This window comes from Micromonospora sp. NPDC048835 (genome assembly GCF_040649995.1).
Classification (GTDB): domain Bacteria; phylum Actinomycetota; class Actinomycetes; order Mycobacteriales; family Micromonosporaceae; genus Micromonospora.
This window is the reverse complement of sequence record NZ_JBEZGM010000014.1, coordinates 123,560-150,366: the sequence shown is the minus strand read 5'-3', so window position 1 is coordinate 150,366 and position 26,807 is coordinate 123,560. Positions and strand designations below refer to the sequence as shown.

Below are 26,807 nucleotides of genomic sequence, written 5' to 3'. Positions count from 1 at the left end.
CGCGCCCGTACGGGGGGTGGTCAGCCGACCAGGCCGACCGCGGGCCGGGCGGGACGGTGACGGAGCAGCCGCCACGTGGGCAGCACGCTCGACAGCACGGCGAGGAGCAGGCACAGCCCCACCACCCCGCCAACCACCGGCCAGGGCACCACCAGATCGACGGGGGCACCGACCTGCTCGGCGAGGCCGGCGCGGATGCTGAGCAGACCGACGAACGCGACCACCCCACCCAGCAGCGCGCCGATGAACACCACCAGGGCGGACTCCGCCGTGACCAGCCAGATGACCTGCCGCCGGGTCGCCCCGGCCAGCCGGATCAGCCGCAGGTCCGCGGCCCGGCCGGCGGCGGCGAGCAACAACGTGTTCGCCACCGCGATGGCCCCGTAACCGGCGGACACCCCGATCAGCAGCAACGTGAACAGCCAGACGAGTCGGTCCTCGGCGGCGTCCGCCTCGGCCGCCCAGGTCGCGACGTCGATGGTCCGCGCGCCGACCGGAGCCTCGATCCGGTCCCGGACGTACACCGTGGAGGTCAACGCCGACGGGTCGTGCGCTCGTACCACGGCCCGGGGCAGCAGCAGGTCGCCGGGGATCGAGGTGTCGGTTACCACGGCGACGACGCGCAGCGACACCGTCGTCCCGTCGGCGAAGACCACCGGGTACGGCTCCGACGGCAGCCGGTTCGCCGAGACGGGCACCACCACCGTGTCGGCGCCCCGCAGGTCGTTCAGCGAGCCGGCCACGACGGTGAGCACCCGGTTGGCGGCGGCGAAGCCCTCCGGATCCACGCCCAGCGCGGTCATCGGCCGGTCCGCCGGTGACGTTCCGGGGTCGGTGCGGTAGACGGTGGTCGGCAGCAGGGCGGTGCCGCCGGTGGCGGCGACGGCCTGGTCGGAGAGGCCGGGTGCGTGGTCCGGCACGACGATCCAGCCGGCGTTCACGTTGTCCGCCCGACCTGCCGCGTACGCGGCGGTGGTGGTGCGCACCATCCCGGACACCAGCACCGCGAACGCGACGGTGAGCAGCACCGGTGCGGCGATGGCGGCGGTCCGCCGGGTCGCCGTCAACGCCCCGCCGCGGACCAGCATCCCGATCGCGCCACCGGGCCGACGCACCGGCGAGCGCAGCACCCGCACCACCGGCCCGACCACCACCGGGGCGAGCACCGTGGCACCGGCCACGAGCGCCATCACCGCGTAGAGCGCGTACTGCGCCGACACCCGAGCCTCGTCGGCGGTCGCCGTGCCGATGCTGAGCGCCACCCCCGCCGCGAGAAGCAGCGCCCCAATGCCGGCGCGCAACCATCCGATCGGTCGCTGCTCCACCGCTGCCTCGCGTAACGCCTCCAACGGGCGGACCCGCGCCGCCCGACGGGACGCCGACCAGACGGCAAGCATCGCGATCACCGGGCCGGCGACGAGCGAGACCGCGATCGGCCAGAGTTCGTAGCGGACCCGGAAGGTCGACGGTTCGAAGCCGACGTCGACAAGCAGCCAGCCCAGCAACGGGGCGAGCGCCGCGCCCACCAGCAGGCCGACGATCCCCGCCGAGACGCCGACGGCGAGCGCCTCCGCGTACACCATCCGGCGGACCTGACGCCCGGTGGCGCCGACGGCGCGCAGCAGGCCCAGCTCACGGCGGCGCTGCGCGATGGTGAACGCGAAGGTGGAGGCCACCACGAACACCGTGACGAAGCCGGCGAGGGCGGCCGTGGCGGCGAGCACCTGCATGCCGATCCACCGGGTACGGGCGTCGCCGCGCGGCTCCAGCGCCCCACGGGCGTCGCCGGTCAGCACCCGTCCGTCGCCGTCGACGACGCCCCGGGCCACCGTGGCGACCTGCTCCGGTTCGGCACCGGGCGCGAGCACCAGCCCGATCGCGCGCACACCGGGCGCGAGGGCGGCGGCGACCTCGTCCGCGACGTGGACGCCGGGCCCGTCGACCAGGCCGGTGACGGTGTACGGCTCCGGACCCACCGCGGTCAGCAGGGTGACAGGTGCTCCGGCGCGCAGCCCGAGCGCGCTGTCGACGACCACCTCGCCGGGCCGGCGGGGCGGCTCACCGGCGGTGAGGCGCACTCCACCCAGTTGGGCGCTGGACCAGCCGTGCCCCTGGTGGGCGTCCTCCCGCCGGTTGTCGGCGGCCGACGGTCGGCCGTTGACGAGCGGCTGGGCGTAGAAGGTCCGGTCCGGGACCGCCGCCGCAACACCGGGTAGACCGGCCAGCCTGCTGGTGAGGTCCGCCGCCACGCTTGCGGACCAGGGCCGACTGGCAATGAACGCCTCGGCCGACGCGCCCGCCTCGGGGCTCTGCACCACGACCGCCGCCCTCGTCAGCCGGTCCGGCACCTGCGGACGACCGGAAGCCAGCAGCAGGGTGGCCGCCGCGACGAGCGTGACCCCGATGGCGACCGCCACGAACGCGCTCGCCGAACGCCTGACGCTCAGCACGACAACTCCCGGGCGGTCTCGCGCTCGGCGATCCGGGCGGCGACGGCAGCGGCGGTGATCCCGTCGGTCAGCTCGTCGACGACGCGACCGTCGGCCAGCAGGAGGACCCGATCGGCGTACGCGGCGGCGGCGGGATCGTGGGTGACCATGACGACTGTCTGCCCGTGGTCGTCCACGAGCGCCCGCAACAGCCGGAGCACCTGTCGGGAGGACGCGCTGTCCAGCGCCCCGGTCGGTTCGTCGGCGAAGAGCACCGCCGGGCGGGTGATCAACGCTCGGGCCACCGCGACGCGCTGCTGCTCGCCGCCGGAGAGTTCACTCGGCCGGTGCCCGGCCCGGTCGGCCAGGCCGACGGCGTCGAGGGCGGCAATCACGTCCCGGGCCGCCGGGCGGCGGCGGGCCAGCCGTGACGGCAACTCGACGTTCTGCGCGGCGGTCAGTGTGGACACCAGGTTGAACGCCTGGAAGACGAAGCCGATCCGGTCCCGGCGCAGCCGGGTCAGCGCGTCCTCACCGAGGTCGTTGAGGCGGGTGCCGTCGATGGTGACGACCCCTTCGGTCGGGCGGTCCAGCCCGGCCGCGCAGTGCAGCAGGGTGGACTTTCCCGAGCCGGAGGGGCCCATCACCGCCGTGAACGTGCCGCTCGTGAAGCTGGTGGTCACGCCGTCGAGCGCCGTCACCCGCCGGGTCCCGGTGCCGTACTCCGCGCGCAGCCCCGTCAGGGTCACCGTGTCTGTGGTCATGGCCGTTACGGTGCCGAATTCGTGGGGTGCGGCGCGTCGTGCCGAGGCGGGCACTTTCCGGCCCTCCCCGGGGTGGACTCGACGGCCCGGAAACGCCGGTAGGTCATCCTCGGGGATGACGACCCGCGGGGGGACGCGGCCGACAGCGCCGGCCGATAGCGTTCCACGGGTGACCCCTCCTTTCCTGACCCGACGTCTGCGGCCGGTGGACCTGTACACCGTGGACGCCCTGCTGGCCGTGGCCGTCGGTGGGCTGCTCTGCCCGTACGCGGCGCTGGAGTCACCACTGCGCGGTGGCGTCAGTGAGCCGCTCTGGGTGTCGGTGCTGGTCGGGCTGGCCCTCGGGCTGCCGTTGGCGGTCCGCCGCCGGTGGCCGATGGCGGTGGCTGTCGCGATCAGCGCCGTCACCACGGTTGCCCTGATCACCGGGGTGATCCCCAACTTCGCGGCCGCCGCGCCGGCGTTCGCCATCGCCCTGGCCTTCTACACGGTGGCCGTGTCGACGCCCACCCGCCGGTCGTTGCTCTGCGCCGCGGGTTGTCTGGCGCTGGTCAGCGTCGGCCTGGTGCTGACCGCCGGCGACCTCTGGTCGCGGACCGGCGGTGTCGCGTACGCCGCCGTCATGGTCGCGCCGGCCTGGGTGATCGGTTGGCAGATCCGGGAGCGACGCGCCCTCGCCACCGCGCAGAGCGACCAGCTCGTCCGTCAGGCCGCCACCGAGGAGCGGTTACGGGTGGCGCGCGACCTGCACGACGTGGTCGCGCACACGCTGAGCCTGATCGTGGTGAAGGCGGCCGTCGCCAACCACGTCGCCGAGGCAGACCCCCGCGAGGCGGGTGCCGCTCTGCGGGTCATCGAGCAGACCGGCCGTACCGCGCTAACCGACGTACGTCGGGTGCTCGGTGCCCTGCGGGAGGACAGCCCGTACGCGCCGACGCCGGGGCTCGACGAGTTGCCGGCCCTGGCCCGGCAGGCGGCGATCGGCGGCGTCGACGTGCAGCTCGACGTCCGGCGGGAGGAGCCGGCCGGCGCGGTGCCGGAGTCGGTGGGCCTCGCGGTGTACCGGATCGTGCAGGAGGCGGTGACGAACGTGGTGAAGCACGCGGCGCCGGCCGCCTGCCGGGCCACGGTGACCGTCAGGCCCGACGAGGTGCGGGTGGAGGTGACCGACGACGGCGAACGGCAGGTCCTGCTCGGCGGGGAGGGGCACGGGTTGATCGGCATGCGGGAACGGGTGGCGTTGCACGGCGGGGAGTTCCGGGCCGGCCCCCGCTCCGACGGTGGCTTCGCGGTGACGGCCAGCCTGCCCTACCGGGTGGCCGCGTGATCCGCGTGCTGATCGCCGACGACCAGGCGCTGTTGCGCGGCAGCTTCCGGTTGCTCGTCGATCTCAGCCCGGACTGCACCGCCGTCGGCGAGGCGGGCACCGGGGTGGAGGCCGTCGCGTTGACCGGGCAGCACCACCCGGACGTGGTGCTGATGGACGTCCGGATGCCGGAGATGGACGGCATCGAGGCGACCCGGCGGATCTGCGCCGACCCGGCGACCGCCGACACCCGGGTCATCATCCTGACCACGTTCGACCTGGACGAGTACGTCTACGGGGCGCTGCGCGCCGGGGCCAGTGGGTTCCTGCTCAAGGACACCCCACCGGCGGACCTGCTGACCGCGATCCGGGTGGTCGCCGCCGGCGAGGGGCTGCTCGCGCCGACGGTGACCCGCCGGTTGATCGACGAGTTCGCCCGGCGGCCGGAGCCGGCCCGGCCGCTGCCCCGGCAGCTCGACGGGGTGACCGACCGGGAACGGGAGGTGCTCGCGCTGATCGCCAGGGGGCTGTCCAACGCGGAGTTGGCCGCGCACCTCAACCTCAGCCAGGCCACCGTCAAGACGCACGTCGGGCGGCTGCTGACCAAGCTGGGGGTACGTGACCGGGCGCAACTGGTCATCGTCGCGTACGAGACGGGCCTGGTGGGGCCGGGCAGCCTACGCTGAGCCGGTCGGCACGCACCCGAGGAGGAGTCATGACCCGCTACGTCGCCCTGCTGCGCGGGGTCAACGTCGGCACCACCAGGCTGGCGATGGCCGACCTGCGCCGGATCGTCTCCGACCTCGGGCACGAGGACGTCACGACGTACCTGCAGAGCGGCAACGTGGCCTTCGGCAGCACCGTGCGCGACGCGGAGAAGCTTGCCGCCGGAATCGAACGGGCGCTCGCCGACGAGTTGGCGTTGACCGTGCCGGTGCTGGTGCGCACCGGCCGGGAGTTGACGGCGATCGCCGGCGGCAACCCGTACGCCGACCGGGAGGACGACCCGACGCGACTGCTGGTGGCCTTCCTCGCCACCGCACCGGAGCAGTCCACGGTGGACGCGCTTGCCGTGCCCGGTGCCGAGAACGTGTCGTTCACGGTGACCGGCCGGGAGGTGTTCCTGCACTACGTCGACGGTGGTTACGGGCGGTCGAAGTTCACGAACGCGTACCTGGAGAAGAAGCTCGGCGTGGTCTCCACCTCCCGCAACTGGAAGTCGGTGCGGGCGTTGGCGGAGATGACCACCTCCTGACCTCGGGTGGGGGCCGCAAGTGCGCGCCCCCACCCGACGCTGCTCAGAAGTGGTACGCGGTCTCGTACTCGGGCACCAGCACCCGGCTGCGTGGCGAGATCCGGCGTACCGCGGCGATCATCTCGTTCAGCCGGGTGCGGTCGTTCGGGGCGACCGGCGGCGGGTTCCGCAGCTCCGTCTCGAAGTTGTCGTAGTGCACCGGCACGACGACCTTCGGGTAGTCGAGGCCGGCCAGCAGTCGGGGCAGGTAGTCGCCGGTGGTGGTGGCGTTCTGCATGGCCACCATCGCCACGTCGGGGGCGAGGCCGGTGAGGTTCCGCTCGGCGACGTCACTGGCCCCGGTGAAGTAGACCGACGGGCCGCCGTCGACCCGCAGCAGGTAGCCCAGCGTGTCCCCCTCCGGCAGGTCCGCGATGGTGGCCGGCTTCGGCGGCGGGCTCACCCGCACCCCGGGGAAGGCCACCGAGTACGACGGGTTGCGGCTGTGCAGCGAGCCGACCACCTCGACGCTGTGGTCGCCGAAGTCCAGCACCTCCCCGCCCTTCACGGCGCTGAGCTGCGTCGAGGGCACCTCGTAGGCCAACCCCAGGTGGTACGCGGTGAGCGTGCCGAACACCCGCGCGCCGGTCCGCTTGGCGATGTACGGCACGTCCATGAAGTGGTCCCAGTGGGTGTGCGTGACGAACACCGTCATGGCCCGGTCCACCCGCGGGTCGATCACGTCGGTGCGCACCGTCAACGCCTTGGCCGGGTTGAACGGGCCGGTGAACAGCCCAGTGTCGATCCGGCTGAGGAACGGGTCGACGAGGACGGTGCGGTCACCGATGTCGACGCGCCACCCGGCCGTACCCCACCAGCGGAAGCTGACCGCGCCCTTGCGGCGAGAGGTCGGTGCGGCGGTCGGTGCGGGTGCGGCGGTCGAGGGCGCGGCCTGGGCCGGGGTGGCGGCACCGGCGGCGAGTCCACCGGCGGAGACCAGGGCGGTGGTGGCGGCGGCGTCGCGCAGGAAGCGGCGGCGGTCGATGCTGGGCATGCGGATCTACTCCCCGTGTTCGGGCGTTGTGTCGATCACGAGCGAACCAGCGCCACCGGGCCGCAGTCCAAGATCAAGGGCCGTCGGCTCCGATACGTCACCGGATATCGGTCCTGCTCGGCGTGGGTGCGGCGACGCTCGGACCGGCGCGAAATCAGTCGCCGCGCAGTGCCTCGACGGCCGTCCGGGCGGCCTCCCCCATCGCCAGGTCCACGTCGATCCGGCGCGGGGTCAACTCTTCGGCGCGGGCGAAGACGGCGATCGCGTACCGGCCACCGTCGGGATACTCGGCGACCCCGGCCTCCAGGTGGAAACCGGGCAGGGTGCCGGTCTTCCCGGAGACCCGGACGCCGGGCGGGAAGCCGGCGGCCAGCCGGGTCCAGAAGATCTGCCGGGCCATCCAGGTGCGGACCATCGCGCAGGCCGCCGCCGGCCCGGCCTCGTCCCGCCAGATCAGCGTGAGCAGCCGGGTGATCTCCCGGGCGGTGCTTGACGTGGTGTGCGCGGGGTCGAAGACCCGCATGGCCCGCACCCGGTCCACCGGCAGCGTGGGGAAGATCCGGGCGAAGTCCGCCTCGGTCCGCGCGCCCACGTCGGCGAGCATCATCTCGACCAGTTCCCGCGGACCCCCGAGGACCCGGGTACGGGTCAGCCCCAGCTCGACCGCGAGCATCGGCAGCAGGTCCGGGCCGACCCGACGCAGCAGCAGGTCGGCGGCCGTGTTGTCGGTGACCGACATGGCGAAGTACGCGAGGTCGCGCAGCGACACCTCGGCGTCGTCGGCGCAGCCGGCCAGGCCCCACCCACCGAGCCGGTCGGCGGCGGTGACCAGGACCCGCTCGGTCGGGTCCAGTTGACCGGCCTCGACCTGCCGGGCGAACTCCAGCACCAGCAGAATCTTGAAGATCGAGGCGATCACCACCTGCTCGTCGGCCCGCAGCCCGACCTCGCGGCCGCCGTCGACCGGGCCGCCGTCCAGGCCCACGCCGTCCAGGCCCACGCCGTCCAGGTCCACGGCGTCCAGGTCCACGACGTGCAGGCTGGCCGTGACCCCGACGGCGGCGAAGATGGCCTCGACACGTTCCTCAACGTCCACGCGAGCACGGTATCCAGCGAGGCCGGGGTGGCGGCGGCGTAGGGTCGCGGCCGTGGATCTGCTCCGACACCTGCGGCACTTCGTGGTGGTCGCACACGAACTGCACTTCGGGCGGGCCGCCGAGCTGCTCGGGATGGCCCAGCCGCCGCTGAGCCAGTCGATCCAACGGCTCGAACGGGAGCTGACCGTCGAGCTGTTCGACCGCTCCCGCCGCCAGGTACGCCTCACCACCGCCGGGGAGCTGCTGCTCGGCGAGGCGGAGGAACTGCTCGCCGGCGAGGGTCGACTCCGCAGCCTGATGGGGCAGGTTCGCGCCGGTGAGCTGGGCGTACTCCGGGCCGGCGTGCCGCCGGAGACGCCCGCCGTGACCCTGCGCTCGCTGCTGGACGGGCTCACCGCGCGGGCGTCCGGCCTGGACGTGGAGCTGCACGAACTGACGACCGCCGAGCAGGTACGGATGCTCGCCGAGCGGACCCTGGACGTGGGGCTGGTGCACCACCCGGTGGCTGCGGACGGGCTGCGCTTCGGCGCCCCGGTCGACGTACCGCTGGGGGTGTTGCTGCCGCGCACCTCGCCGCTGGCCCGCGGCCGTGCGGTGACGCTCGCGTCGCTTGCCGGTCTGGATCTGGTGGCCGCGCCCCGCGCCACCGCCCCCGGCTGGCACGACCACCTGCTGACCGTGTGCCGGCAGCATGGTTGGCGGCCGGCCCGGGTACGCCCGGCGCGCAACCCGGAGTTCCTCTGCGGGCTGGTGCTGGCCGGCGGCGGCGTGGCCGTGGAACCCGCGGCGGTGGCCCGCCGGGAGCCCCGGATGGCGTGGCGGCCGATCGTCGACGCGCCGCTGGCGAGGCGCACCTCGGCGGCCTGGCCGAGCCGGTCGGCGCACCCGGCGGCAGCGATGTTCGGCCAACTCGCCGCGGAGGTGCTCGCCGCCGCCGAGCCCACCGTGCCGGTGCCGCCCGCGACGTCGGTGCCGGCGGATCGGCCGTGGCCGGTGCTGTTCGACACGACCGGGTGAACCGGCCCGCCGTTGCGTTCGTCACCCGCGGTTGGGCGGTGAATCGTCCGCCCGCAAGGGTATGGATGACAGGTAACGAAGACGCGAAGGAGCCGCAGTGGCAATCACGATTCCGGACATCAGCCTGAACGACGGCACCACCATTCCGCAGCTCGGCTTCGGGGTGTTCCAGATCGAGCCGAAGGACACCGTCGCGGCCGTGACCACCGCGTTCGAGGTGGGCTACCGGCACATCGACACCGCCCAGATGTACGGCAACGAGGCCGAGGTCGGCGAGGCGGTGCGCATGTCCGGCCTCGACCGGGGCGCGGTCTACGTCACCAGCAAGCTGAGCAACGCCTTCCACCGCCCCGACGACGCCCGTAAGGCGTTCGAGTCGACGCTGACGGCGCTGAAGATGGACTACATCGACCTGTTCCTGATCCACTGGCCGCTGCCGACCCTCTACGACGGCGACTACGTGTCGACCTGGAAGGTCCTGGAGGAGTTCCAGCGCGACGGCCGGGCCCGTTCGATCGGTGTGTCGAACTTCCAGGTGCCGCACCTGGAGCGGCTGGCCGACGAGGCGAGCGTCGTGCCGGCGGTCAACCAGATCGAGGCGCACCCGTACTTCACCAACGACGAGGTCCGGGGCTACGGTCGCGCGCACAACATCCTCACCGAGGCGTGGTCGCCGATCGCGCAGGGCAAGGTGCTCGACGACCCGACGGTGGTCGACATCGCCGGGCAGCTCGACCGGACCCCGGCGCAGGTGGTGCTCCGCTGGCACGTGCAGCGCGGCGACATCATCTTCCCGAAGTCGACCACCCCGAAGCGGATCGAGGAGAACACCCGGATCTTCGACTTCGAGCTGGACGACGCGGCGATGGAGCGGATCACCGAGCTGCACAAGGGCGCGGCCGGCCGGCAGGGCCCGGACCCGGACACCTTCGCCTACCTGCCCAAGTGACCTGAGCCGCCGACCCGTCGGCGGTTGATGTGCCGATGAGCGCTGTACCGCACCGTCTGCGGTACAGCGCTCATCGACGAGGTCAGGAGCCGACGCGCTCGGCGATCCGGTGGAACACCGCCTGCGTCGGCGAGCCGGGCTCGGGGACGTAGACGATCAGCCGCTGCTCGGTCTCCGGTACCAGCAACACCCGGCACTCGAACTCCAACGACCCCAGGCGGGGATGCGGCACCCGCTTGGTCACCGGACGGCGCTCCTCGACCTCGTGCTCGGCCCAGAGTTGGGCGAACCGCGGCGAGGCGCCGAGCAGTTCGGTGACCAGCTCACGGATCGCCGGGTCGGCCGGGTAGCGGCCGTAGGCCGCCCGCAGGTCCGCCACCGTGCTGTGCACGAACCGGCGGGCGTCGGCATCGGACCAGTGGCCCTCGGTGACCGGCTGCCGGAACGTCCAGCGGATCATGTTGCGCTCCGCGTCCGGCACCGCCGCGAGGTCCCCCAGGAAGTACGTGGCCAGGCGGTTCCAGGCCAGCACGTGGTACGCGGCGTCGACGAGGTACGCCGGGGTCTCGGTCATGGCGTCGATCAGGTGCCGTAGCCCGGGAGTCACCTCCCGGCTCGGGCCGACGGTCGGCGGCGGGTTCTCCCCGGCGACCCGGAACAGGTACTCGCGCTCGTCCCGGCTCAACAGCAGCGCCCGTGCCATCGACGCGAGCACCTGCCGGGACGGGTGCGGCCCGCGGCCCTGCTCCAGCCGGATGTAGTAGTCGATCGACATCCCGGCAAGCTGGGCGACCTCCTGCCGGCGTAACCCGGGGGTACGTCGGCGTTCGCCCTCCGGCAGCCCCACCTCGGCGGGGCGCAGCCGGGCGCGGCGGGTACGCAGGAACGCCGCCAGTTCGTCACGCCGCAGGCCGCTGCTCGTCATGCCCCCAGCATGCCTCGGGCCGGGCCGGCCAGGGTGGTACCGCCGGTCCCAGCCTCGGCCCGTCTCTCCCCGCACGACGCCGGCGCGGACACGCTCGACGGCATGACGAACATGATCGCCCTGATCACCGGGGCCAACAAGGGGATCGGCTTCGCCACCGCCCGGCAGCTCGGCGCCCTCGGGATGACCGTGCTGGTGGGCGCGCGGGACGCCGAACGGGGTCGGGCAGCCGAACGGGAACTGCGCGACGGCGGCGCGGACGCGGTCTTCGTGCCGCTCGACATCACCGACGCCGGGTCGGTGACGGCCGCCGCGAAGTGGGTGGAGGCGGAGTACGGCCAGCTCGACGTGCTCGTCAACAACGCCGGCATCGTCCTCGCCGACGGCGCGCGGGGGCTGCCCAGCGAGACGACCGTGGCGACGATGCGCCGGCTGTACGAGACGAACGTCTTCGGGGTGGTGACGGTGACAAACGCGCTGCTGCCGCTGCTGCGCCGAGCACCGGCCGCCCGGATCGTCAACGTGTCGAGCGAGGTCGGCTCGATCGCGGTGATGACCGACCCGAACGGCGCGCTGGCCGAGTTGACCTCCGTGCCGTACCCGTCGTCGAAGGCGGCGCTGAACATGCTCACCGCGATGTACGCCAAGGAGCTGCGGGACACCCCGATCACCGTGAACGCGGCGAACCCGGGCTACTGCGCCACCGACCTGAACGGCAACAGCGGTTTCCGCACCGCCGAGCAGGGCGCGGAGGTGAGCGTGCACCTGGCGACTCTGCCGGCCGACGGGCCGAGCGGGCTGCTCTGGGGCTTCCAGATGGACGCCGGCGGTGGGTACGGCGTGCTGCCCTGGTGAGGATGAGCGCTTGACCTGGAGCGCGCTCCAGCCTGCAGGGTGACCTGTGCGCCCACCGGCAGGGCGCACGAGAGGAGATCCCCATGCGGTACCGCACGATCGGCGCTGACCCGGCGACCCGGCGCGAGGTCAGCGTGCTCAGCCTCGGCGCGATGCTCTTCGGCAGCGTCACCGACGAGGCCACCTCGTACGCGATCCTGGACCGGTACGTCGAGGCCGGCGGCACGTTCATCGACACGTCGGACAACTACGCGTTCTGGGTGGACGGCGGGCAGGGCGGGCAGAGCGAGGAGCTGCTCGGCCGGTGGCGGCGCAGCCGGGGCGTCGGCGCCGAGATCGTCATCGCCACGAAGCTGGGCGCCCGACCGTTGGCCCCGGGGACCAGCTACCTGGACAACCCCGAGGGCCTCTCCGCCAAGGTGATCCGCGAGTCCGCGGAGCGCAGCCGCGACCGGCTCGGTGTGGAGCGGCTGGACCTGCTCTACGCGCACATCGAGGACCGCGCCGTGCCGCTCCAGGAGACCGTGGAGGGCTTCGCCGAGCTGGTCGCCGAGGGCACGGTGGGCCTGCTGGGGGCCAGCAACCACCGGGCTTGGCGGGTGGAGCGGGCCCGCGCCCTGGCCGCCGCCGCCGGCCTGCCGGGGTACGAGGTGCTCCAATACCACCGCAGTTACCTGCCGAACCGCACCGACCTGATCAGCGAACTGGACCCGGACGGTGAGCCGGGCGGCGTCAGCGGTGACCTGCTCAGCTACCTGCGTGCCGAGCCGGAGTTGACCCTGGTGGCGTACTCGCCGCTGCTCAAGGGGGCGTTCACCCGGACGGACAAGCCGCTCAGCTCGGCGTACGACCTGCCGAGCGCGCCCCGGCGACTGGACGCGCTGCGGGAGGTGGCCGGGCAGACCGGTGCGACTGTCAACCAGGTGGTGCTCGCCTGGTTGCTGGGCGGCGAACTGCCGTCCATCCCGCTGGTGGGCGCCTCCTCGGTGGCGCAACTGGAGGAGAGCCTGGCAGCTGTCGACCTGGAGCTGACCACCGAGCAGCGACACCACCTCGACACCACCTGGTGACCGTCACCAGCCGCCCCGCCGACCTCAGCTCCCGGTCGGCGGGGCGGTCAGGTCGAGCTGCCAGTCGTTGGCACGCATCATCTGCCCCGGCGGGTATTCGAAACCGGTCTCGCCGAGCAGCGTGAAGCCGGCCTTGCGGCACACCGCGTTCGACGCCGGATTGTCGACCGAGGGGTAGGCGTGGGCGTAGTGCCGGTCCCGTCGGGCGCGAGCGGCGTCCACCACCGCGCGCACCGCCGCCGTGGCCAGGCCCTGCCCCCGGTACGCGGGCAGCACCGCCCAGCCCATCTCGTACACCTGCTGCCCACGCCACTCGCGGGCCCAGTAGCCGACGCTGCCCGCCCGCGCCCCGTCCGGCAGCACCAGCGTGAACATGCAGCCCTGCCCGGTGCCGGCGAAGTGCACGTACCTGTCGTGCCGGGCGAGCACCTGCTCGTCGGTCTCCGGGCCGCCGGTGTGCTTGCGGGTGTCCGGTGAGTTGAGCTGCCGCAGCAGCTCGAGGTCGTCCTCGTGCCACGGCTCGATGCTTACCTGTGCCATTCCACTTCCCCATTCGTCGACCCCAGTCAAGCCGACCCCACCGACGTTCCGCCCCGAAAACGCGCCCGCTAGATCGGATCTAGCGGGCGCCTGCCGCCACCTCGCGCCTTCAGAATGGAAGGGGGGTGGCGATGACACCGTTGCGGATCGCCGTGATCGTCGGCAGCACCCGGGAGGGGCGGGTCGGTGACCGGCTCGCCAACTGGTTCGTCGAGCAGGCCACGCGGCACGACGACCTGGCGGTGACGGTCGTTGACCTGACCGGGTACGACTTCCCGGCCGCCTACCCCGCCGAGCCGACCGCGCCCATCCGGGCGTTCGTCGGTGAGGTGGGCCGGGCGGACGCGTTCGTCGTGGTCACCCCCGAGTACAACCACAGCTTCCCGGCACCCTTGAAACAAGCCATCGACTACGCGTACGACGAGTGGCAGGCCAAGCCGGTCGGCTTCGTGTCGTACGGCTGCCGGTCCACGGGGCTGCACGCGGTCGACCAACTACGTACCGTCTTCACCGCACTACACGCGATGACGGTACGCGACGTCGTCGGGATCGACCTGCTCGCCGGCGACCCGACCGACCGGTGCACGGACGAGCTACGCCGCGACGTCGGCGTCCTGCTCGACCAGTTGCGCTGGTGGGGCCTGGCTCTGCGCGACGGCCGGGCGGCTCGACCCTACGTCTCCTGAACACGCCCATCACGAAAGGTAAGGATCATGAGTAGACGCACCACCGGCCTGGCCATCGAGGCCGAAGGTCTCACCCGCTCGTTCGGGGACACCAGGGCGTTGGCCGGCATCGACCTCCAGGTGCCCGCCGGCACCGTCTACGGCCTGCTCGGCCCGAACGGGGCGGGCAAGACCACAGCGGTCCGGGTGCTCGCCACGCTGCTGCGACCCGACGGCGGCTCGGCCCGGGTCTTCGGCCACGACGTGGTCACCGAGGCCGACAAGGTCCGCTCCCGGGTCAGCCTCACCGGCCAGTACGCCTCGGTCGACGAGGACCTGACCGGCACGGAGAACCTGGTGCTCCTCGGCCGCCTGCTCGGCCTGCCCAAGCCGGCCGCCCGGGAGCGCGCGGCGGCCCTACTTGCCGCGTTCGGTCTGACCGAGGCGAGCGACCGCCAGGTGAAGAAGTACTCCGGTGGCATGCGGCGACGCATCGACATCGCGGCAAGCATCCTGAACACCCCGGACCTGCTCTTCCTCGACGAACCGACGACAGGTCTCGACCCGCGCAGCCGCAACCAGGTGTGGGAGATCGTCCGGGCGGTGGTGTCGCACGGCACGACAGTGCTGCTGACCACCCAGTACCTCGACGAGGCCGACCAACTCGCCGGGCGGATCGCGGTCGTCGACCACGGTCGGGTGATCGCGGAGGGCACCCCGGGTGAGCTGAAGTCGTCCATCGGCTCCGGCACCGTCCACCTGCGACTGCGCGACCCCGCGCAACGCCCCGAGGCGGAGCGGGTCCTGCGGGAGGCGCTCGGCGTGCCGGTGCAGCTCGCCGCCGACCCGGTGGCGTTGACCGCCCGCGTCGGCGAGGCCGGCACCGACCTCGACGCCAGCGCCCAGGCCGCCCGGGTACTCGGCGACCTGGCCCACGCCGGCATCGTCGTCGACAACTTCTCCCTCGGTCAGCCCAGCCTTGACGAGGTCTTCCTGGCCCTGACCGACCACCCCGCCGTGCCGACCGACGAGCGCGACGACGAGCTGGAGGCAGCCCGATGAGCGACACCACGACCAGCACGACCGAACGGGCGCCGTCCGTCTACGTGCCGTCCGCCGAGGCGCTGGCCACAGTGCTCGCGCCAGGTGCCCGACCGCCCCGGCCGAGCGCGCTGGGCGCGTCGCTCACCTTCGGCTGGCGGGCCATGCTGAAGATCAAGCACGTGCCGGAGCAGCTCTTCGACGTGACCGCGTTCCCGATCATCATGGTGCTGATGTTCACGTACCTGTTCGGCGGTGCTCTCGCCGGCAGCCCGCGCGAATACCTGCAGTTCTTCCTGCCCGGCATCATGGTGACGAGCGTCGTCATGATCACCATGTACACCGGCATCGGCCTCAACACCGACATCGAGAAGGGCATCTTCGACAGGTTCCGGACGCTCCCCGTCTGGCGCCCGGCCGCCCTGGTCGGCATGATCTTCGGCGACGTGTTGCGCTACATCCTCGCCGCCGTGGTGATCCTGAGCCTCGGGCTGGTGCTCGGGTTCCGCCCCGAGGGTGGCGTGGTGGGGGCGGTCGCCGGGATCGGGCTGCTGGTGGTCTTCTCGTTCGCGTTCTCCTGGGTGTGGACGTTCTTCGGGCTGATCCTGCGCAGCGAGAAGTCGGTGATGGGGGTCAGCATGATGGTGCTGTTCCCGCTGACGTTCCTGAGCAACGTCTTCGTCGAGCCGAGCACCATGCCCGGCTGGCTCCAGGCGTTCGTGAAGGTCAACCCGGTGACCCAACTGGTGGCGGCGATCCGGGGAGCGATGAGCGGCGAGTCTGACCCGGCCGCCACCATGTGGCTGTTGCTGTGGAGCGCCGGCTTCGTCCTGATCTTCGGCACCCTGACCATGTACAGGTACAACCGCCGCTAACAGCCCCGCCCCGGCCCCGCCCCAACCCCGCCCCGGCCCAACCCCGCCCCGGCTTCGTCGATCATGGAGTTGTGGTGCCCGTCTTGACGCTGTAAGGGCACTTTGTCACCCACCACAACTCCATGATCGACGCGGCGGTGCTTCCGCGATCTTGCACTGTCCCGACAGGTGCGGCAGAGCACCCCGAGCCGGCGACCGACGTGCGAGATCGCGGAGGGGTAGGGCTGGGGAGGGGTGGGAAGGGGTGGGCTGGGGTGGGGTGGGGTGGGGTGGGGGGTTAGAGGCGCCAGGGCAGCGGGCTGGACGGTAGGTAGCGGCAGGTGGTGCCGGTGGAGACGGAGTCACGTAGGTGGCTCGCCAGGGTTGGGTGTCGACTGTCGAGTTTGCGCAGCGTGTCGCGGATTCTCGCGGTCACCGTCTTGCGGGCCCGCTCGGTCTCGTCGCCCAGGCGGCGACTCCGGCCGGCGAGGCCCGCTGCGGCACGCAGTTCGTCGAGCAACGCGCCCCGCTCAGCGTCCAGCTTGGACACCTTCCGGTCGTCGTCACGGGCGGCAGCCCGGTCGATCTCCTCGTCGAGGCGGGCCAGGTGCCGCCGGTAGCGGGCCTTCGCCTCGTCGTCGAGCACCGGGTCGGCGCCCATCCGGCGGGCGGCGACCAGCTCCGGCCCGGCGGCCGGGTCGAGCAACTCCACCGCCGGCACGTCACTGCCCGGCCGGCTGAGCAGCAGGTGCAGGTCGTGCAGGCCCTTGGCGTCGGGCAGGTGCACGACGGCACCGTCGTACGCCAGTTGCCAGACCGGCCCGTCGCGCCGGAACTCGTACCCCTCGATCGTCGCCGCGAGTGGCGCGGCCCGACCGGGCGCGACAACCTGACCCGACCCGACCGGGGCGGCGAGCCGGCGGAGCACCTGCGTCATGCCGAGGGCGGTCGCCTCCCGGATGGTGGCGGCGCGCAACGCGCTCAGCGTCGCGGCGTCAGCGGGGTCGCCGCGGCCGGCGAGGGCGTGCGCGAGGCCGGTGCGGGCGAGCAGCGACCAGGGTCGGGAGCCCAGCCGGTCGGCGGAGTCCCGGGCGGTGGTGAAGCCGGCGATGGCGTCGTCCCAGCGCCTCTGGGCGAGGTCGATGAGCGCGAGCCAGTGGTCGACGGGGCCGCTGATGTCGCAGCCGAAGAGCCCCACCGCCCACTCGCCACGGTGCGGGCTGAGCGCGGCCCGCGCGGCGGCGCAGCGCTGCGGGTCGGCGGACGCGGCTGCGGCCTGCGCGCGGAGTCGGAGCCAGAGCGGTGACACCGGGCGCGGGTACCTGATGGCGGCGTCCTCGATGCCTGCGGTCACCCGGATCGCCGTCTCTCCGTCGCCGTGCTCCGCCGCGCTGATCCCCCGCAGCAACTCCCGGTAGGGGTAGTCGGTCGGGGCCAGCCCGTCCACGACAGCGGTGGCCTCGGCGGTGCGGCCCTGAAGCAGCAGCCGGGACCAGCGCAGGTGATGGCCCATGAACCCGAACTCGGCGTGGCTCGGGTCGGCCTGATCGGTGAGGACTGCGAACCGCTCGTCGGCGGTGGCGAAGTCGCCGCGGAACGCCGCGATGATGCCGCTGTCGACGGCTGCGGCCATCCGGTGCCGGGCGAAGTCGCCCTGCCGTTCGGCGCCGACGAAGGTGCTGAACTCCTCGACGAAGCGAGGATCGCCCAACTCCAGCAGCGCCACCCAGCGCAGCGAGGTGGCCCACAGCTCGGTCTCCCGATCGCCCGTCCGGCGGGCCACGTCCCGGATTTCGACGGTGAGCGCGGCCCGGGTCGCGGCGGTGCCGAGCCCCCAGGTCGTGTCGTGGCGGGCCCAGAGGCTGAAGGTGAGCGCCTCGTCGTCCTGCCCACGCCGGGCGATCGTCTCGCTGGCGGTGATGAGGTCCGCGACCAGGGCGCCGACCGTCGCGGTGGCGTCCGGCTCGCCGATCAACCGGCGGTACGCCTCGCGCACCAGCTCCGCCGCCTCGATCGACTGGGCGGTCTCCACCTGACGGGCGCGGTTCACGGTGAGCGCGACACGGGCCAGCAGCACCGGGTCGTCGAGTGAACGGGCCAGCTCGGCGGCCTCGGTCAGCAGTCGCACGACCTCTCCCCGGCCGGCGTGGTGGTAGTGCGACTCGGCGAACTCGACAAGGACCCGCACCCGCTGCACCGGGTCTTCGACGACCTCGAGGGCTCGGCGGAAGTGCACCGCCCCCTCGTCGCCGGCCAGCCGGGCGAACGCGTCCCGCCCGGCGGCGACAAGCAGCGTGGCCACCCGGGCCCGGGCCAGCGTGGGGCCGGCGAGGTAGGCGTGGCGGGCGAGGTCGGCCGGGATCAGCCGGTCGGTCAGCTCCTTGAGGTCGTCGACTGCGCGGACCACCGCGCCGTGCCGGGCCTGCCGGTCGTCGTCGGTCAGCCCGTCGTAGAGGGTTTCCCGGACCAGGTCATGGGCGAAGGCGAAGCGGCCACCGCCCCGGGCCACCACCAGTCGGGCGGTCACCGCACGGTCGAGCAGCCGGTCGACCTGCGCCACCGGGGCGGGCGCGCACGCCGCGAGCACCTGACGGTGGAACTCACGGCCCAGCACGGCCGCGACGCTCAACGCCTCGACCACCGCGGCGGGCAGTTGGGCCAGGCGGCGGCGCACGGCCTCGCGTACGCCGGGGGCGATCGTGCCGACCGCGTCGTCGGCGTGCCACAGGCGCGCGGTCTGCTCGACGAAGAACGGGTTGCCGCCGGTGCGCCGGTGCACCTCGTCGACGAGGCCGGCTTCGGGTGCCCGGCCGGCGGTCCGGGTCATCAGCGCGGCCACCTCGTCGCGGGAGAGACCGGTGAGGGTGATGGTGGTGGCCTTCGCGACAAGCGGCATCAGCAGCGGGCGGAGCGGGTGCTCACCCGACTCGACCTCGGCGTCGCGGTAGGTGCCGACGAGTAGGAGCTGCTCGAACCAGGTGTGCTGCACGGCGAAGCTCAGCAACCGCAGCGAGGCCGGGTCGGCCCAGTGCAGATCGTCGAGGACGACCACGACCGGCCGGTGCTGGGAGACGGTGACGAGCGCGGCGGTCACCGCGTCGTAGAGAGCGAATGCCTCCTGGTCGGCGACGTCCGGACCCGAGTCGACGCCGGCCCAACTGACGAGGCGACCGGCCTGCTCGCCGCCGGTGCCGGACTGGCCGAGCAGCGCGGCGAGGGCCGGCTCCGCGGACTGCCGTGCCACTGCCCAGTCGTCGGCGGAGCGCCGCAGACCGCGCAGCACCTGCACCCACGGCCAGTAGCCGGGGGCACTGGCAGAATCCCAGCAGGCGCCGCCGAGCACCAGCGCACCTCGCTGCCGGGCCTCCCGGGCGGCCGACGTGACGAGGGTCGTCTTGCCGATGCCCGGCTCGCCGGTGACCAGGACGAAACCGCCGTGGCTGGTGGTGGCGCGGTCCAACTCGGCGCGCAGCAGGCCCGCAGGGTGATTCCGCCCGATGATGGCGTCGTCGAGCGCGTCCATGGTTCCCAGACGGTACTGGAACCGTCTGACAACGTCGGCGGGTCAACCCGACGGACGCTTCGCCGGGCCTCGCTGTGGAGGCGGGTCCTTTGGAGCTGATGTCGTCAACGAATCGGCCTAGCGCTCCCTATCCTTCCCTATTCTTACCTATCCAGGTAGTGTGGGCGATGATGACGGAAGACATGTACTCGGTCGAGCAGGTGGCCGACCGGCTCAACCTGCACGTGCGAACCGTGCGCGGCTACATCCGCTCGGGTCGGCTGCGGGCGGTGCGGATCGGTAAGCAGTACCGGATCGCCGCCAGCGACCTCGACGCCCTCACCGGGCAGACCCCGGTCGCCACCCGCGTCGGCGGGCAGGTCGAGGTGTCGAGCATCGTGCAGATCGACGGCGTCGACCGGGCCGCCGCCGAACGGCTCGGCACGCTCGTGCTCACCAGCGCCAACACCGCCCACGACCAGGCCCACCCGCTGCGGGTGCAGACGGTGCACGACGAGGATCGCCACCGCATGAAGATCATCATCCTGGGCGACCCGGCCGCCACCGCCGAGTTGCTGCACCTGCTCGACGCCGTCCTCAACGCCGACAACGGTCTGCTCAACCAGGAGGTTCGTGATGCCTGACGAGATTCAGGAACGCGCCGGGGTGCCGGTGCTGGTCTGCGACCCGGCGGGGCCACCGCTGGCCACCGAGCAGGACGCACTGGATTTGATCGGCGCGGCGTTCCTCGGCGCCCAGGTGGTGGCCGTGCCGGCCAACCGGCTCGACGATCGCTTCTTCTCGCTGGGCACCCGCTTCGCCGGCGACGTGATGCAGAAGTTCGTCAACTACCGGGTGCGGCTGGCCGTCGTCGGCGACATCTCGGCGCGGCTCGCGGAGAGTTCGGCGCTGCGCGCGCTGGTGCACGAGTCGAACCAGGGCGGGCAGATCTGGTTCGTCCCCGACCTCGACGCGCTCGACGCACGCCTGAGCGCCGCCCGATAGCGACCTCACCGGCCGGGCCTGATGGCCATCTCCACCTCGTCCGGCTCCACTCCCCTGACCCGAGCCTGCTCCGTAGCCCAGCGCAGATAGGCCAGCCACTCCTCGGATGACCACCAGTTTTGGCGGCCCACACCCGCCTCGGCCGGGAGGTGGCTGGCCACGACCCGGTCGAGGATCAGGGGTTGCACACCGCCCACCCCACGCCGGTAGCCGACGAAGTAGAGGACCTTCGTGAACAGGCCCGGCCCCAACCACGGCAGACGGGCCTCGTCGGGGTCACGGAAGCGGCGGTACGCCGTACGCAACACGCCCTCGTCGGGCGCCGGGGCGGACACCTCCTCCAGCGCGTACGACAGGCGTTTGCCCTCGGGGTCGGCGTCGAGCGACCTGGCAGCGCGCCACGGGCCGTACCCGATCGGGCCGTAGGCCCAGGCCAGCACGGTGGTCAGCAGGTGGCGGGGGCTCGCGCTGCCCGCGCGGTACGCCTCGGCCACCGCGAAGACGTCGCGCCGCCAGACCTCGCCGCTGGCCGGAAGGCCGTCGGGCCACGCATCTGGTGGCAGCCCCGCCCGCCAGCGATCCACCCGCACGGTGACTGGGGCTCGCTCTTCCGGCACAGGATCACGCATGTTGGCCTCCCTCGGCTCGCGTCCTCGTCCGGACGCTACGACCGAGGCACACCCGCCGACAGCCCGCTGACGCCATATCGGGGGAACGAACAGGGTCGGTGGCCGCCCAGCACGGAGGCGGGACGGCCACCGCACATCGGAGTTACGGCGTGGCGCAGATGGCGTACGCCGTGTCGGACCAGTTCCCGGCGAACGCGTCCTCTTCGTACGCGCCGGACGCGGCGGATGTCGGGGCGGTCGCGGGGCCGCCGTTGGGGCGGAAGTCGTCCACGATGCCCTCGCCGGTCACCCCGTTCAGTTCGTAGCCGGCACCGGTCAGCACCTTCCCGACCGGGCAGGTGGCCGTGACGCTGCGGAAGTCGAGGGAGGTGCTGGCCCCCACGGCCGAGGTGCGCACCAGACCCGCGAGAGGGTTGGCGCAGATCGCGTACGCGGTGGCGGACCAGCTCAGGGCCGTGGCATCCGACTCGTACGCGCCGACGGTGACCGCCGTCGGCGCCGTGGCGACGCCGCCGTTGGGGCGGAAGTCGTCGACGACACCTTCGCCGGTGAGGCCGTTGAGCTCGTAGCCCGTGCCGGTCAACACCTTCCCGACCGGGCACGTCGCGGTGACGCTGCGGAAGTCGTTCGAGTTGCTGACGCTGGTTGTGGCCACCCGGACCAGGCCGGGCACCGGGTTGGCGCAGATCGCGTACGCGGCCACCGACCAGTTGCCCGCGAACGCCTCGGTTTCGTAGGCCCCGACGGTGACCGCTGTCGGTGCCGTGGCGACGCCGCCGTTGGGGCGCAGGTCGTCGACGATGCCTTCGCCGGTGACGCCGTTGAGTTCGTAGCCGGTGCCGGTGAGCACCTTCCCGGCCGGGCAGGTCGCGGTGACGCTGTGGTAGTCGGCCGAGTTGCTGACGCTTGTCGCGGCGACCCGCACCAGACCGGGGACCGCGGCGGACGCCGGGCTTGCCGGGACGAGCACCGCTCCGGTCGCGACAATACCGAGCACGAGTACGGACGCTCGGGCGCCCAGCCGCCGACTCTTGGTTTGAGTACGCATGTGTTTCTCCCGTCTGAGGCCGGACGGGGCGGCAGGTGCGACGCCGACGTCGAGGCCGTTCGTGATGACGGGTTCACGCTAGGTAGTCGCGTGAACAGGCATTATCTTCAAGCCGACTACGTCGTGTAACGGACCATGAAGGGCGTCCTCCGCAGCAGTGACGTGCGGAGGACGCCCTTGATCACGGACGCGGCCGACGAGGGGTCACCAGATACGCACCTCGTACACCCGGACCGTCCGGCCGAAGTCCACTCCGTGCCACCTGTCGACAGTGCTCGTGTGGTACCGGCCGCCGGCCTCGTAGTTGACGGTCACCTTGTTGTTGCCCGAGGTGTAGTGGTACACGCCGCCGATGTCCACGGCCGTGACGCCCCGGCTGGCGAAGCACCTGGCCATACCCACGGTGCCGAGCGTGATGTCGAGCTTGAGGAAGTCCGTACGGGTGCCACAGGTGACCGAGTTGATGGCGAGGGCAGGGCTGGCCGGGAGCGCCACGGTCAGGGCGAGGCCCGCCACAGCACCGAGTGCGACCTTCTTGACGTGCGTCTTCATCTACGCGGATGTCCTTTCGGTTCCGTCGGGCAGGATTTCGTTCGCGACACCCCTACGAACGGGAAGACCCTCCGGTTCACCTCAATCTGCTGGCGATTTTGAGACATTGCATCGACGGCTGTGCATGCTTGTTACCATTCGGCCATGCCCGCTCGCCGCGTCACCGCCGTCGTAGCCGTCGCCGCGCTGGCGAGCCTGCTCGCCTTCGGCGTGGCCCGGGCCGACGGCCCGGCGATCAGCACTCCTGGCACCCCCACCGTCGTGGTCAACGAACCTCGTCAGCTCACGCTCAGTTGGGCCCCGTCCACCTGGGTGGAGCCCGGCACGGGGCAGCCGATCAACTACGAGGTGCAGGTGCCGTTGGGCCCGAGCACGTATCGCCTCCTCGGCGTCACGACCGAGACCACGATCACGCTCACCGACCTCGCGCCCGGCACGACGTACCGGATCGGGGTTGCCGCCCGCGCGCTCGGCGGCTATTCCGACACCTCGCCGACCACCACTGTGCGCACCGCGAGCGGCCGCGCGACGGTCAGCTACCTCAACCTGGACTGGTCCCCGACGAACAACCAGATCCAGCACCTGCTGAAGGTCACCAACACCGGCACCGGGCCACTCGACCTGAGCACCGTGCAGGTGCGCTACCACCTGCGCTTCGAGGGCGGCAACACGTCGCTGGTGCCGAACTGCGACTGGGCCGCGCTCGGCTGTGACCGGATCCGGCAGACCGTGCAGTTCTTCGTCCCCCCGGGCGGGCCGGCTGCGCTGTCGACGCCGGCACCGCCGAATCCCCCGCCGGGCACGGCCGTCCCCGGCTGGGTGGAGCTGACCTTCACCGAGGGCACGCTCGCGCCGGGCCAGTCGACCGGGCCGATCCAGCTTCGGCACCACCGGCACAGTTGGAGCACCATCGACGAACGCGACGACCCGAGCTGGCTCGCCGCCACCGGGCAGTGGGTCTCGAACGACCGGATCACGCTCGATGTCGACGGGGTACGCGAGTTCGGCGACACCAACTCCTGACCACTGTCGACCACGTGCCGGGCGACCCTCGTGGCCGCGTCCGGGCGGCCTTGTCCTGGCGAGCGTGATGTCTGTTAGTCATCGTGATGACTCACAGGCATCACGCTTCCCAGAGAACTACTCCCCGACCCTTCGGGGCAGGTGGATGCGGGCGGCGCGGATGTCGAGGGCACGCAGCCGGGACCGCGCGTCGGCAAGCATCGCGGGTGGGCCGCAGAGATAGATGTCCTGTTCAGGCTCATGATGATCCAGGGCGATGGTCAGGGCGTCGCCCCGCTCGGCCGGCCCGGCGCACGGGTCGTCGGAGAACGCCGGCACGATGGTCAGCCAGTCGTGGGCGCACTGGAGCTTGTCGAGGGCGATCGAGTCGTACAGGTCGGTGAAGGCGCGCGCGCCGACGATCAGCGTCACCCGCCGGCCGTCCGGTGCCGCGGCGACCTGCTCGACGAGGGCGCGCAGCGGCGCCAGCCCGGTGCCACCGGCGACGGCGCGGACGTGCAGCTCGACGGTGCCGTCCGCGCGTGGGGCGTTGGCCGGGGAGAGCCACCGCCAGTGCCCGGGCCGGCGCGGCGTGCAGACCGGCACGGCCTGACCTGGCCGGAAGGGCAGTCGCCGCCAGGGACGTACGGTCAGGATGGCGATGTCGGGCGACGGCCGATCGTGGCCGATCACCTCGACGTGCCACCAGGCCCGGCCGTCGCCGGCGTGGGCGGCGGCGCGGCGGATGGCCCGCATGGCGCGGCCCAGCGCGCGCTCGGCGACGACGGTGAGCTGCGGCGTCCACACCGGCTGGGCGTGCCGGGCCACGGCCGCGAGCAACGCGTCGCCGAATTTGCACCAGAAATCGGCGGCGGCCCGCACGTCGACCGAATCCCAGGCGGCGGCCAGGCTCACGCGGGCCGGGTGGTCGTCGTCGCTCGCGGTGGGCATGCCGGCTCCAAGTCGTCGACTCCTGGGCTGGCACCGGGGCGGGCGAAGCTGTGCCGTTGAGGGACGGCGCAGTTCCGAGGCCGAGCACCCGCCCCGGGCCATGCGTCGACTGTCCCGGCTGACCAGGCACAACGGCATGTCACGGTGATCGTCGGCGCGATGCGCGATCGGTATGCGGTCGACGCTGCCACTGTCCAATCGGGCAGACTGCGGGCATGACGGAACGCCCGGTGCTGTATCTGGTGGTCTGCGCCGCGGGTCCGGCGGAACACATCGACGAGCTGGTCGACCTCCTGATCGCCGACGGGTGGCGGGTGTGCATGATCGTCAGCCCGACCGCCGCGCCGTGGCTCGACCGTCAGGCGTTACAAGACAAGACCGGTTATCTGGTACGCGTGGAGTGGCGGATGCCCGGCGACCCCGAACCGCACCCACCGGCCGATGTGGTGGTGGCCGCCCCGGTCACCTTCAACACGGTGACCAAGTGGGCGCTGGGCATCAACGACACGCTGGCGCTCGGCGTCCTCAACGAGTCGCTGGGCGCCGGTCTGCCGATCATCGCGTTCCCGCACACCAAGGAGGAGTTGGCCGCGCACCCCGCCTACGCGGTTCACCTGGAGGTGCTGCGCGCTGCCGGCGTAGTCGTGGCCGACGGGAAGCCGCTGAACTCGGTGGACGGGCCGGTGCGCTGGGGCGTGGTCGTCGAGGCACTGCGGGCGGCACGCCCGTCCTGAGTTCGCGTGTCCGGCGGTCCCTTGACGATATGCGTCGCGCGTATACCAGTGCCCCACGCAGCGTGTTCAATGGATACGCTCGATGAGGCGAGACGGACGGAGCCGTCGGTGACACACGCGAACTGCCCTCGATGCGGCGGACGGCTGGCCCGGGACAACGACAGCGGACGGTGTACGCCGTGCCAGGCCGCCGAGCGGGACCGGTTGAGCGCCCCGCCGGTGGTCCCGGCGAGCTTCTGGGAGCACGAGCCGGTACGACTCGCGCTTGCCGAGCGGCATCTGGGGCGGGTCATCCGGGCGTACCGGTGCCATCCGTACCACGGGCGGGTCGCGTTGCCGCAGACCGTGGTGGCGGGGTGGTTGGGGATAACGCAGGCGCAGTTGAGTCGGGTGGAGAACGGCCCGCCGCTGGTGCACCTGGACAGATTGGCGCACTGGGCGAAGCTCCTCGGGATACCGCCCTCCTGCCTCTGGTTCGCTCTCCCTGGCCAGCCTCAGCGGTCGGTCGAGAAACCCGAACTTGCTCGCGCCTCAACCGATCCACAGGGTGCTGGGCCTGACGAGGGTCGGCGAGCCCTGTTGGCCGGTATCGCCGCCGTCGCTGCGGGCGCAGGTCTGCTCGGCGGCGAAGTTGTCCAGCCCCGGCGAATCGGCACGGCGGATATCGCTCGGCTGAACGCAGTGCTGGAGCTGTATCGGTCGGTGGACCGCGAAACTGGCGGTGGCCTGCTGTATCGGGAGGTGGCGCGGTTCGCCGATTCGGTCTACCGAATGCTTGATTGGTCGCAATCTGCCGGGCTCACACCGCCCCTCGTCGCTGCGGTGGCGACAGCCCGGCAACTGGCAGGCTGGACCGCGCTCGACGCGGGGAGGCACGGCGACGCGCAGCGGCACTTCGTCGCCGGCGAGCGTGCCGCGTTGACTGCTGATAACGCGCTGCTTGTCGCGATGATTCGATACGCGCAGGCCAAGCAGCTTCAACATCTCCGGCACAACCGGGATGCTCTCGCGACCCTGCAACTCACGTGCGCACAGCTCGGATCCCAGGCCACATCAGCGACCAAAGCCCTGCTCTGGGGCGCTGAGGCGGCCTCAATCGCGGCGCTCGGCGACCATCAGACCGCCTTGAAAACCCTCGGCAAGGCGAGCGATCAGTTCGAGCGCATCAACAAGGAGCGCGAGCCAGCCTCGATGGGCTTCTACGACCGCGGCGAGTTGTTCGCTCAGTACGGGCGGGTGTACCGGGACATGGCACGGCGAGACCGCAGGCACGCGTCGGAGGCGGTGCGTTGGGGCAGGGATTCCATCGCGGCGTTTGGCGCGGGGCACGTGCGAAGCACCGTGCTCAATGAGGTCGGGCTGTGCAGCGCGCTGTTCTTGGCCGATGAGCCCGAACAGGCGCTCGCCGTCGGAGCGCGCGTCCTGAAGCAGGCAAAGGCGATGAGCTCCCGGCGAGTGATCGATCGAGTGGTCAATCTCCGTCGCGATCTCGTGCGGCATCGGGAAATCCCGGAGGTGGCCTCGTTCGAGCGGGTGCTCAGCGCCCAGGCTGTGATGACCGCGTGAGCGGGCGGTTCTCCGAGG

General features: G+C 72.1%; 26 protein-coding genes. 15 read left to right on the top strand and 11 right to left on the bottom strand.

Features of this window, described 5'->3' with window-relative positions:
- Nucleotides 1–20: 20 nt before the first annotated feature.
- Entirely contained in the window at nucleotides 21–2,450 is a 2,430-nt protein-coding gene (locus AB0C15_RS18925; protein ID WP_357353562.1) for an ABC transporter permease, read from the bottom strand.
- Nucleotides 2,444–3,193: an ABC transporter ATP-binding protein gene (locus AB0C15_RS18920; protein ID WP_357353560.1), complete on the bottom strand. Its 750-nt coding sequence runs from the start codon at nucleotides 3,191–3,193 to the stop codon at nucleotides 2,444–2,446. The genes AB0C15_RS18925 and AB0C15_RS18920 overlap by 7 nt, the downstream gene beginning before the upstream one ends.
- Before the next feature lie 169 nt (nucleotides 3,194–3,362).
- Here AB0C15_RS18920 and AB0C15_RS18915 point away from each other — a divergent pair, with 169 nt between their 5' ends.
- From AB0C15_RS18915 to AB0C15_RS18905, 3 genes are read left to right on the top strand one after another with little or no spacing between them, the layout of a single operon-like run.
- Entirely contained in the window at nucleotides 3,363–4,520 is a 1,158-nt protein-coding gene (locus tag AB0C15_RS18915; protein WP_357353558.1) for a sensor histidine kinase, read from the top strand.
- Nucleotides 4,517–5,185: a response regulator transcription factor gene (locus tag AB0C15_RS18910; protein WP_357353555.1), complete on the top strand. Its 669-nt coding sequence runs from the start codon at nucleotides 4,517–4,519 to the stop codon at nucleotides 5,183–5,185. The genes AB0C15_RS18915 and AB0C15_RS18910 overlap by 4 nt, the downstream gene beginning before the upstream one ends.
- Before the next feature lie 29 nt (nucleotides 5,186–5,214).
- The gene (locus tag AB0C15_RS18905; protein WP_357353553.1) at nucleotides 5,215–5,754 is read left to right on the top strand and encodes a DUF1697 domain-containing protein; all 540 of its coding nucleotides are present in this window, start codon (nucleotides 5,215–5,217) and stop codon (nucleotides 5,752–5,754) included.
- 43 nt (nucleotides 5,755–5,797) lie between these two features.
- Here the strand turns inward: AB0C15_RS18905 and AB0C15_RS18900 are convergent, their stop codons facing one another.
- Nucleotides 5,798–6,787: an MBL fold metallo-hydrolase gene (locus AB0C15_RS18900; RefSeq protein WP_357353551.1), complete on the bottom strand. Its 990-nt coding sequence runs from the start codon at nucleotides 6,785–6,787 to the stop codon at nucleotides 5,798–5,800.
- Nucleotides 6,788–6,941: 154 nt separating this feature from the next.
- Nucleotides 6,942–7,883, bottom strand: a complete 942-nt coding sequence (locus AB0C15_RS18895; RefSeq protein WP_357353549.1) for a serine hydrolase — start codon at nucleotides 7,881–7,883, stop codon at nucleotides 6,942–6,944.
- A 52-nt stretch (nucleotides 7,884–7,935) separates the two neighbouring features.
- Here AB0C15_RS18895 and AB0C15_RS18890 point away from each other — a divergent pair, with 52 nt between their 5' ends.
- On the top strand, nucleotides 7,936–8,901 hold the full coding sequence (locus AB0C15_RS18890) for a LysR family transcriptional regulator (protein ID WP_357353547.1): 966 nt from the start codon (nucleotides 7,936–7,938) through the stop codon (nucleotides 8,899–8,901).
- Nucleotides 8,902–8,998: 97 nt separating this feature from the next.
- Nucleotides 8,999–9,850 (top strand): aldo/keto reductase, encoded by an 852-nt coding sequence (locus AB0C15_RS18885; RefSeq protein WP_357353545.1) that lies wholly within the window; start codon nucleotides 8,999–9,001, stop codon nucleotides 9,848–9,850.
- A gap of 82 nt (nucleotides 9,851–9,932) precedes the next feature.
- Here the strand turns inward: AB0C15_RS18885 and AB0C15_RS18880 are convergent, their stop codons facing one another.
- On the bottom strand, nucleotides 9,933–10,775 hold the full coding sequence (locus AB0C15_RS18880; RefSeq protein ID WP_357353543.1) for a helix-turn-helix transcriptional regulator: 843 nt from the start codon (nucleotides 10,773–10,775) through the stop codon (nucleotides 9,933–9,935).
- Nucleotides 10,776–10,877: 102 nt separating this feature from the next.
- On the opposite strand from AB0C15_RS18880, the gene AB0C15_RS18875 reads away from it, so the two are divergent.
- Together AB0C15_RS18875 and AB0C15_RS18870 are read left to right on the top strand one after the other, a co-directional pair.
- Nucleotides 10,878–11,630: an SDR family oxidoreductase gene (locus AB0C15_RS18875; RefSeq protein ID WP_357353541.1), complete on the top strand. Its 753-nt coding sequence runs from the start codon at nucleotides 10,878–10,880 to the stop codon at nucleotides 11,628–11,630.
- 83 nt (nucleotides 11,631–11,713) lie between these two features.
- The gene (locus AB0C15_RS18870) at nucleotides 11,714–12,700 is read left to right on the top strand and encodes an aldo/keto reductase (RefSeq protein ID WP_357353539.1); all 987 of its coding nucleotides are present in this window, start codon (nucleotides 11,714–11,716) and stop codon (nucleotides 12,698–12,700) included.
- Nucleotides 12,701–12,724: 24 nt separating this feature from the next.
- Here the strand turns inward: AB0C15_RS18870 and AB0C15_RS18865 are convergent, their stop codons facing one another.
- Entirely contained in the window at nucleotides 12,725–13,240 is a 516-nt protein-coding gene (locus tag AB0C15_RS18865; RefSeq protein ID WP_357353537.1) for a GNAT family N-acetyltransferase, read from the bottom strand.
- Between the two features lie 131 nt (nucleotides 13,241–13,371).
- Here AB0C15_RS18865 and AB0C15_RS18860 point away from each other — a divergent pair, with 131 nt between their 5' ends.
- From AB0C15_RS18860 to AB0C15_RS18850, 3 genes are read left to right on the top strand one after another with little or no spacing between them, the layout of a single operon-like run.
- Nucleotides 13,372–13,926: an NAD(P)H-dependent oxidoreductase gene (locus tag AB0C15_RS18860; RefSeq protein ID WP_357353535.1), complete on the top strand. Its 555-nt coding sequence runs from the start codon at nucleotides 13,372–13,374 to the stop codon at nucleotides 13,924–13,926.
- Between the two features lie 27 nt (nucleotides 13,927–13,953).
- Complete coding sequence (locus AB0C15_RS18855; protein WP_357353533.1) at nucleotides 13,954–14,967, top strand: ATP-binding cassette domain-containing protein; 1,014 nt, start codon at nucleotides 13,954–13,956, stop codon at nucleotides 14,965–14,967.
- Nucleotides 14,964–15,821, top strand: coding sequence for an ABC transporter permease (locus AB0C15_RS18850; protein WP_357353531.1), 858 nt, complete (start codon nucleotides 14,964–14,966; stop codon nucleotides 15,819–15,821). The genes AB0C15_RS18855 and AB0C15_RS18850 overlap by 4 nt, the downstream gene beginning before the upstream one ends.
- 277 nt (nucleotides 15,822–16,098) lie before the next feature.
- On the opposite strand, the gene AB0C15_RS18845 is transcribed toward AB0C15_RS18850, so the two are convergent.
- Entirely contained in the window at nucleotides 16,099–19,323 is a 3,225-nt protein-coding gene (locus AB0C15_RS18845; protein WP_357353528.1) for an AAA family ATPase, read from the bottom strand.
- Between the two features lie 170 nt (nucleotides 19,324–19,493).
- Between AB0C15_RS18845 and AB0C15_RS18840 the strand changes: the two genes are divergently transcribed.
- Nucleotides 19,494–19,946: a helix-turn-helix domain-containing protein gene (locus AB0C15_RS18840; RefSeq protein WP_357353526.1), complete on the top strand. Its 453-nt coding sequence runs from the start codon at nucleotides 19,494–19,496 to the stop codon at nucleotides 19,944–19,946.
- On the top strand, nucleotides 19,939–20,307 hold the full coding sequence (locus tag AB0C15_RS18835; RefSeq protein WP_357353524.1) for a DUF4180 domain-containing protein: 369 nt from the start codon (nucleotides 19,939–19,941) through the stop codon (nucleotides 20,305–20,307). The genes AB0C15_RS18840 and AB0C15_RS18835 overlap by 8 nt, the downstream gene beginning before the upstream one ends.
- A gap of 5 nt (nucleotides 20,308–20,312) precedes the next feature.
- Here AB0C15_RS18835 and AB0C15_RS18830 read toward each other — a convergent pair whose 3' ends face one another.
- The 3 genes from AB0C15_RS18830 to AB0C15_RS18820 form a co-directional block, all read right to left on the bottom strand.
- Entirely contained in the window at nucleotides 20,313–20,936 is a 624-nt protein-coding gene (locus AB0C15_RS18830; RefSeq protein WP_357353522.1) for a hypothetical protein, read from the bottom strand.
- A gap of 142 nt (nucleotides 20,937–21,078) precedes the next feature.
- Nucleotides 21,079–21,984: a hypothetical protein gene (locus tag AB0C15_RS18825; RefSeq protein WP_357353520.1), complete on the bottom strand. Its 906-nt coding sequence runs from the start codon at nucleotides 21,982–21,984 to the stop codon at nucleotides 21,079–21,081.
- Between the two features lie 204 nt (nucleotides 21,985–22,188).
- Nucleotides 22,189–22,536 (bottom strand): beta/gamma crystallin domain-containing protein, encoded by a 348-nt coding sequence (locus tag AB0C15_RS18820; RefSeq protein ID WP_357353518.1) that lies wholly within the window; start codon nucleotides 22,534–22,536, stop codon nucleotides 22,189–22,191.
- A gap of 144 nt (nucleotides 22,537–22,680) precedes the next feature.
- Here AB0C15_RS18820 and AB0C15_RS18815 point away from each other — a divergent pair, with 144 nt between their 5' ends.
- Nucleotides 22,681–23,559 carry a cellulose binding domain-containing protein gene (locus AB0C15_RS18815; RefSeq protein ID WP_357353516.1) on the top strand — a complete coding sequence of 293 codons (879 nt, stop codon included), beginning with the start codon at nucleotides 22,681–22,683 and terminating at the stop codon, nucleotides 23,557–23,559.
- A gap of 117 nt (nucleotides 23,560–23,676) precedes the next feature.
- On the opposite strand, the gene AB0C15_RS18810 is transcribed toward AB0C15_RS18815, so the two are convergent.
- Complete coding sequence (locus AB0C15_RS18810; RefSeq protein WP_357353514.1) at nucleotides 23,677–24,489, bottom strand: FAD-binding oxidoreductase; 813 nt, start codon at nucleotides 24,487–24,489, stop codon at nucleotides 23,677–23,679.
- 215 nt (nucleotides 24,490–24,704) lie between these two features.
- Here AB0C15_RS18810 and AB0C15_RS18805 point away from each other — a divergent pair, with 215 nt between their 5' ends.
- Together AB0C15_RS18805 and AB0C15_RS18800 are read left to right on the top strand one after the other, a co-directional pair.
- Nucleotides 24,705–25,223 (top strand): flavoprotein, encoded by a 519-nt coding sequence (locus AB0C15_RS18805; RefSeq protein WP_357353512.1) that lies wholly within the window; start codon nucleotides 24,705–24,707, stop codon nucleotides 25,221–25,223.
- A gap of 579 nt (nucleotides 25,224–25,802) precedes the next feature.
- On the top strand, nucleotides 25,803–26,789 hold the full coding sequence (locus AB0C15_RS18800) for a hypothetical protein (protein ID WP_357353510.1): 987 nt from the start codon (nucleotides 25,803–25,805) through the stop codon (nucleotides 26,787–26,789).
- Nucleotides 26,790–26,807: the final 18 nt, after the last annotated feature.

Excerpts from the sequence above, each read along its gene's own strand:
- AB0C15_RS18920 (WP_357353560.1), bottom strand. The coding sequence starts at position 3,193 with ATGACCACAGACACGGTGACCCTGACGGGGCTGCGCGCGGAGTACGGC.
- AB0C15_RS18905 (WP_357353553.1), top strand. The coding sequence starts at position 5,215 with ATGACCCGCTACGTCGCCCTGCTGCGCGGGGTCAACGTCGGCACCACC.
- AB0C15_RS18900 (WP_357353551.1), bottom strand. The coding sequence starts at position 6,787 with ATGCCCAGCATCGACCGCCGCCGCTTCCTGCGCGACGCCGCCGCCACC.
- AB0C15_RS18880 (WP_357353543.1), bottom strand. The coding sequence starts at position 10,775 with ATGACGAGCAGCGGCCTGCGGCGTGACGAACTGGCGGCGTTCCTGCGT.
- AB0C15_RS18875 (WP_357353541.1), top strand. The coding sequence starts at position 10,878 with ATGACGAACATGATCGCCCTGATCACCGGGGCCAACAAGGGGATCGGC.
- AB0C15_RS18870 (WP_357353539.1), top strand. The coding sequence starts at position 11,714 with ATGCGGTACCGCACGATCGGCGCTGACCCGGCGACCCGGCGCGAGGTC.
- AB0C15_RS18865 (WP_357353537.1), bottom strand. The coding sequence starts at position 13,240 with ATGGCACAGGTAAGCATCGAGCCGTGGCACGAGGACGACCTCGAGCTG.
- AB0C15_RS18860 (WP_357353535.1), top strand. The coding sequence starts at position 13,372 with ATGACACCGTTGCGGATCGCCGTGATCGTCGGCAGCACCCGGGAGGGG.
- AB0C15_RS18855 (WP_357353533.1), top strand. The coding sequence starts at position 13,954 with ATGAGTAGACGCACCACCGGCCTGGCCATCGAGGCCGAAGGTCTCACC.
- AB0C15_RS18850 (WP_357353531.1), top strand. The coding sequence starts at position 14,964 with ATGAGCGACACCACGACCAGCACGACCGAACGGGCGCCGTCCGTCTAC.
- AB0C15_RS18845 (WP_357353528.1), bottom strand. The coding sequence starts at position 19,323 with ATGGACGCGCTCGACGACGCCATCATCGGGCGGAATCACCCTGCGGGC.
- AB0C15_RS18840 (WP_357353526.1), top strand. The coding sequence starts at position 19,494 with ATGACGGAAGACATGTACTCGGTCGAGCAGGTGGCCGACCGGCTCAAC.
- AB0C15_RS18835 (WP_357353524.1), top strand. The coding sequence starts at position 19,939 with ATGCCTGACGAGATTCAGGAACGCGCCGGGGTGCCGGTGCTGGTCTGC.
- AB0C15_RS18830 (WP_357353522.1), bottom strand. The coding sequence starts at position 20,936 with ATGCGTGATCCTGTGCCGGAAGAGCGAGCCCCAGTCACCGTGCGGGTG.
- AB0C15_RS18825 (WP_357353520.1), bottom strand. The coding sequence starts at position 21,984 with ATGCGTACTCAAACCAAGAGTCGGCGGCTGGGCGCCCGAGCGTCCGTA.
- AB0C15_RS18820 (WP_357353518.1), bottom strand. The coding sequence starts at position 22,536 with ATGAAGACGCACGTCAAGAAGGTCGCACTCGGTGCTGTGGCGGGCCTC.
- AB0C15_RS18815 (WP_357353516.1), top strand. The coding sequence starts at position 22,681 with ATGCCCGCTCGCCGCGTCACCGCCGTCGTAGCCGTCGCCGCGCTGGCG.
- AB0C15_RS18810 (WP_357353514.1), bottom strand. The coding sequence starts at position 24,489 with ATGCCCACCGCGAGCGACGACGACCACCCGGCCCGCGTGAGCCTGGCC.
- AB0C15_RS18805 (WP_357353512.1), top strand. The coding sequence starts at position 24,705 with ATGACGGAACGCCCGGTGCTGTATCTGGTGGTCTGCGCCGCGGGTCCG.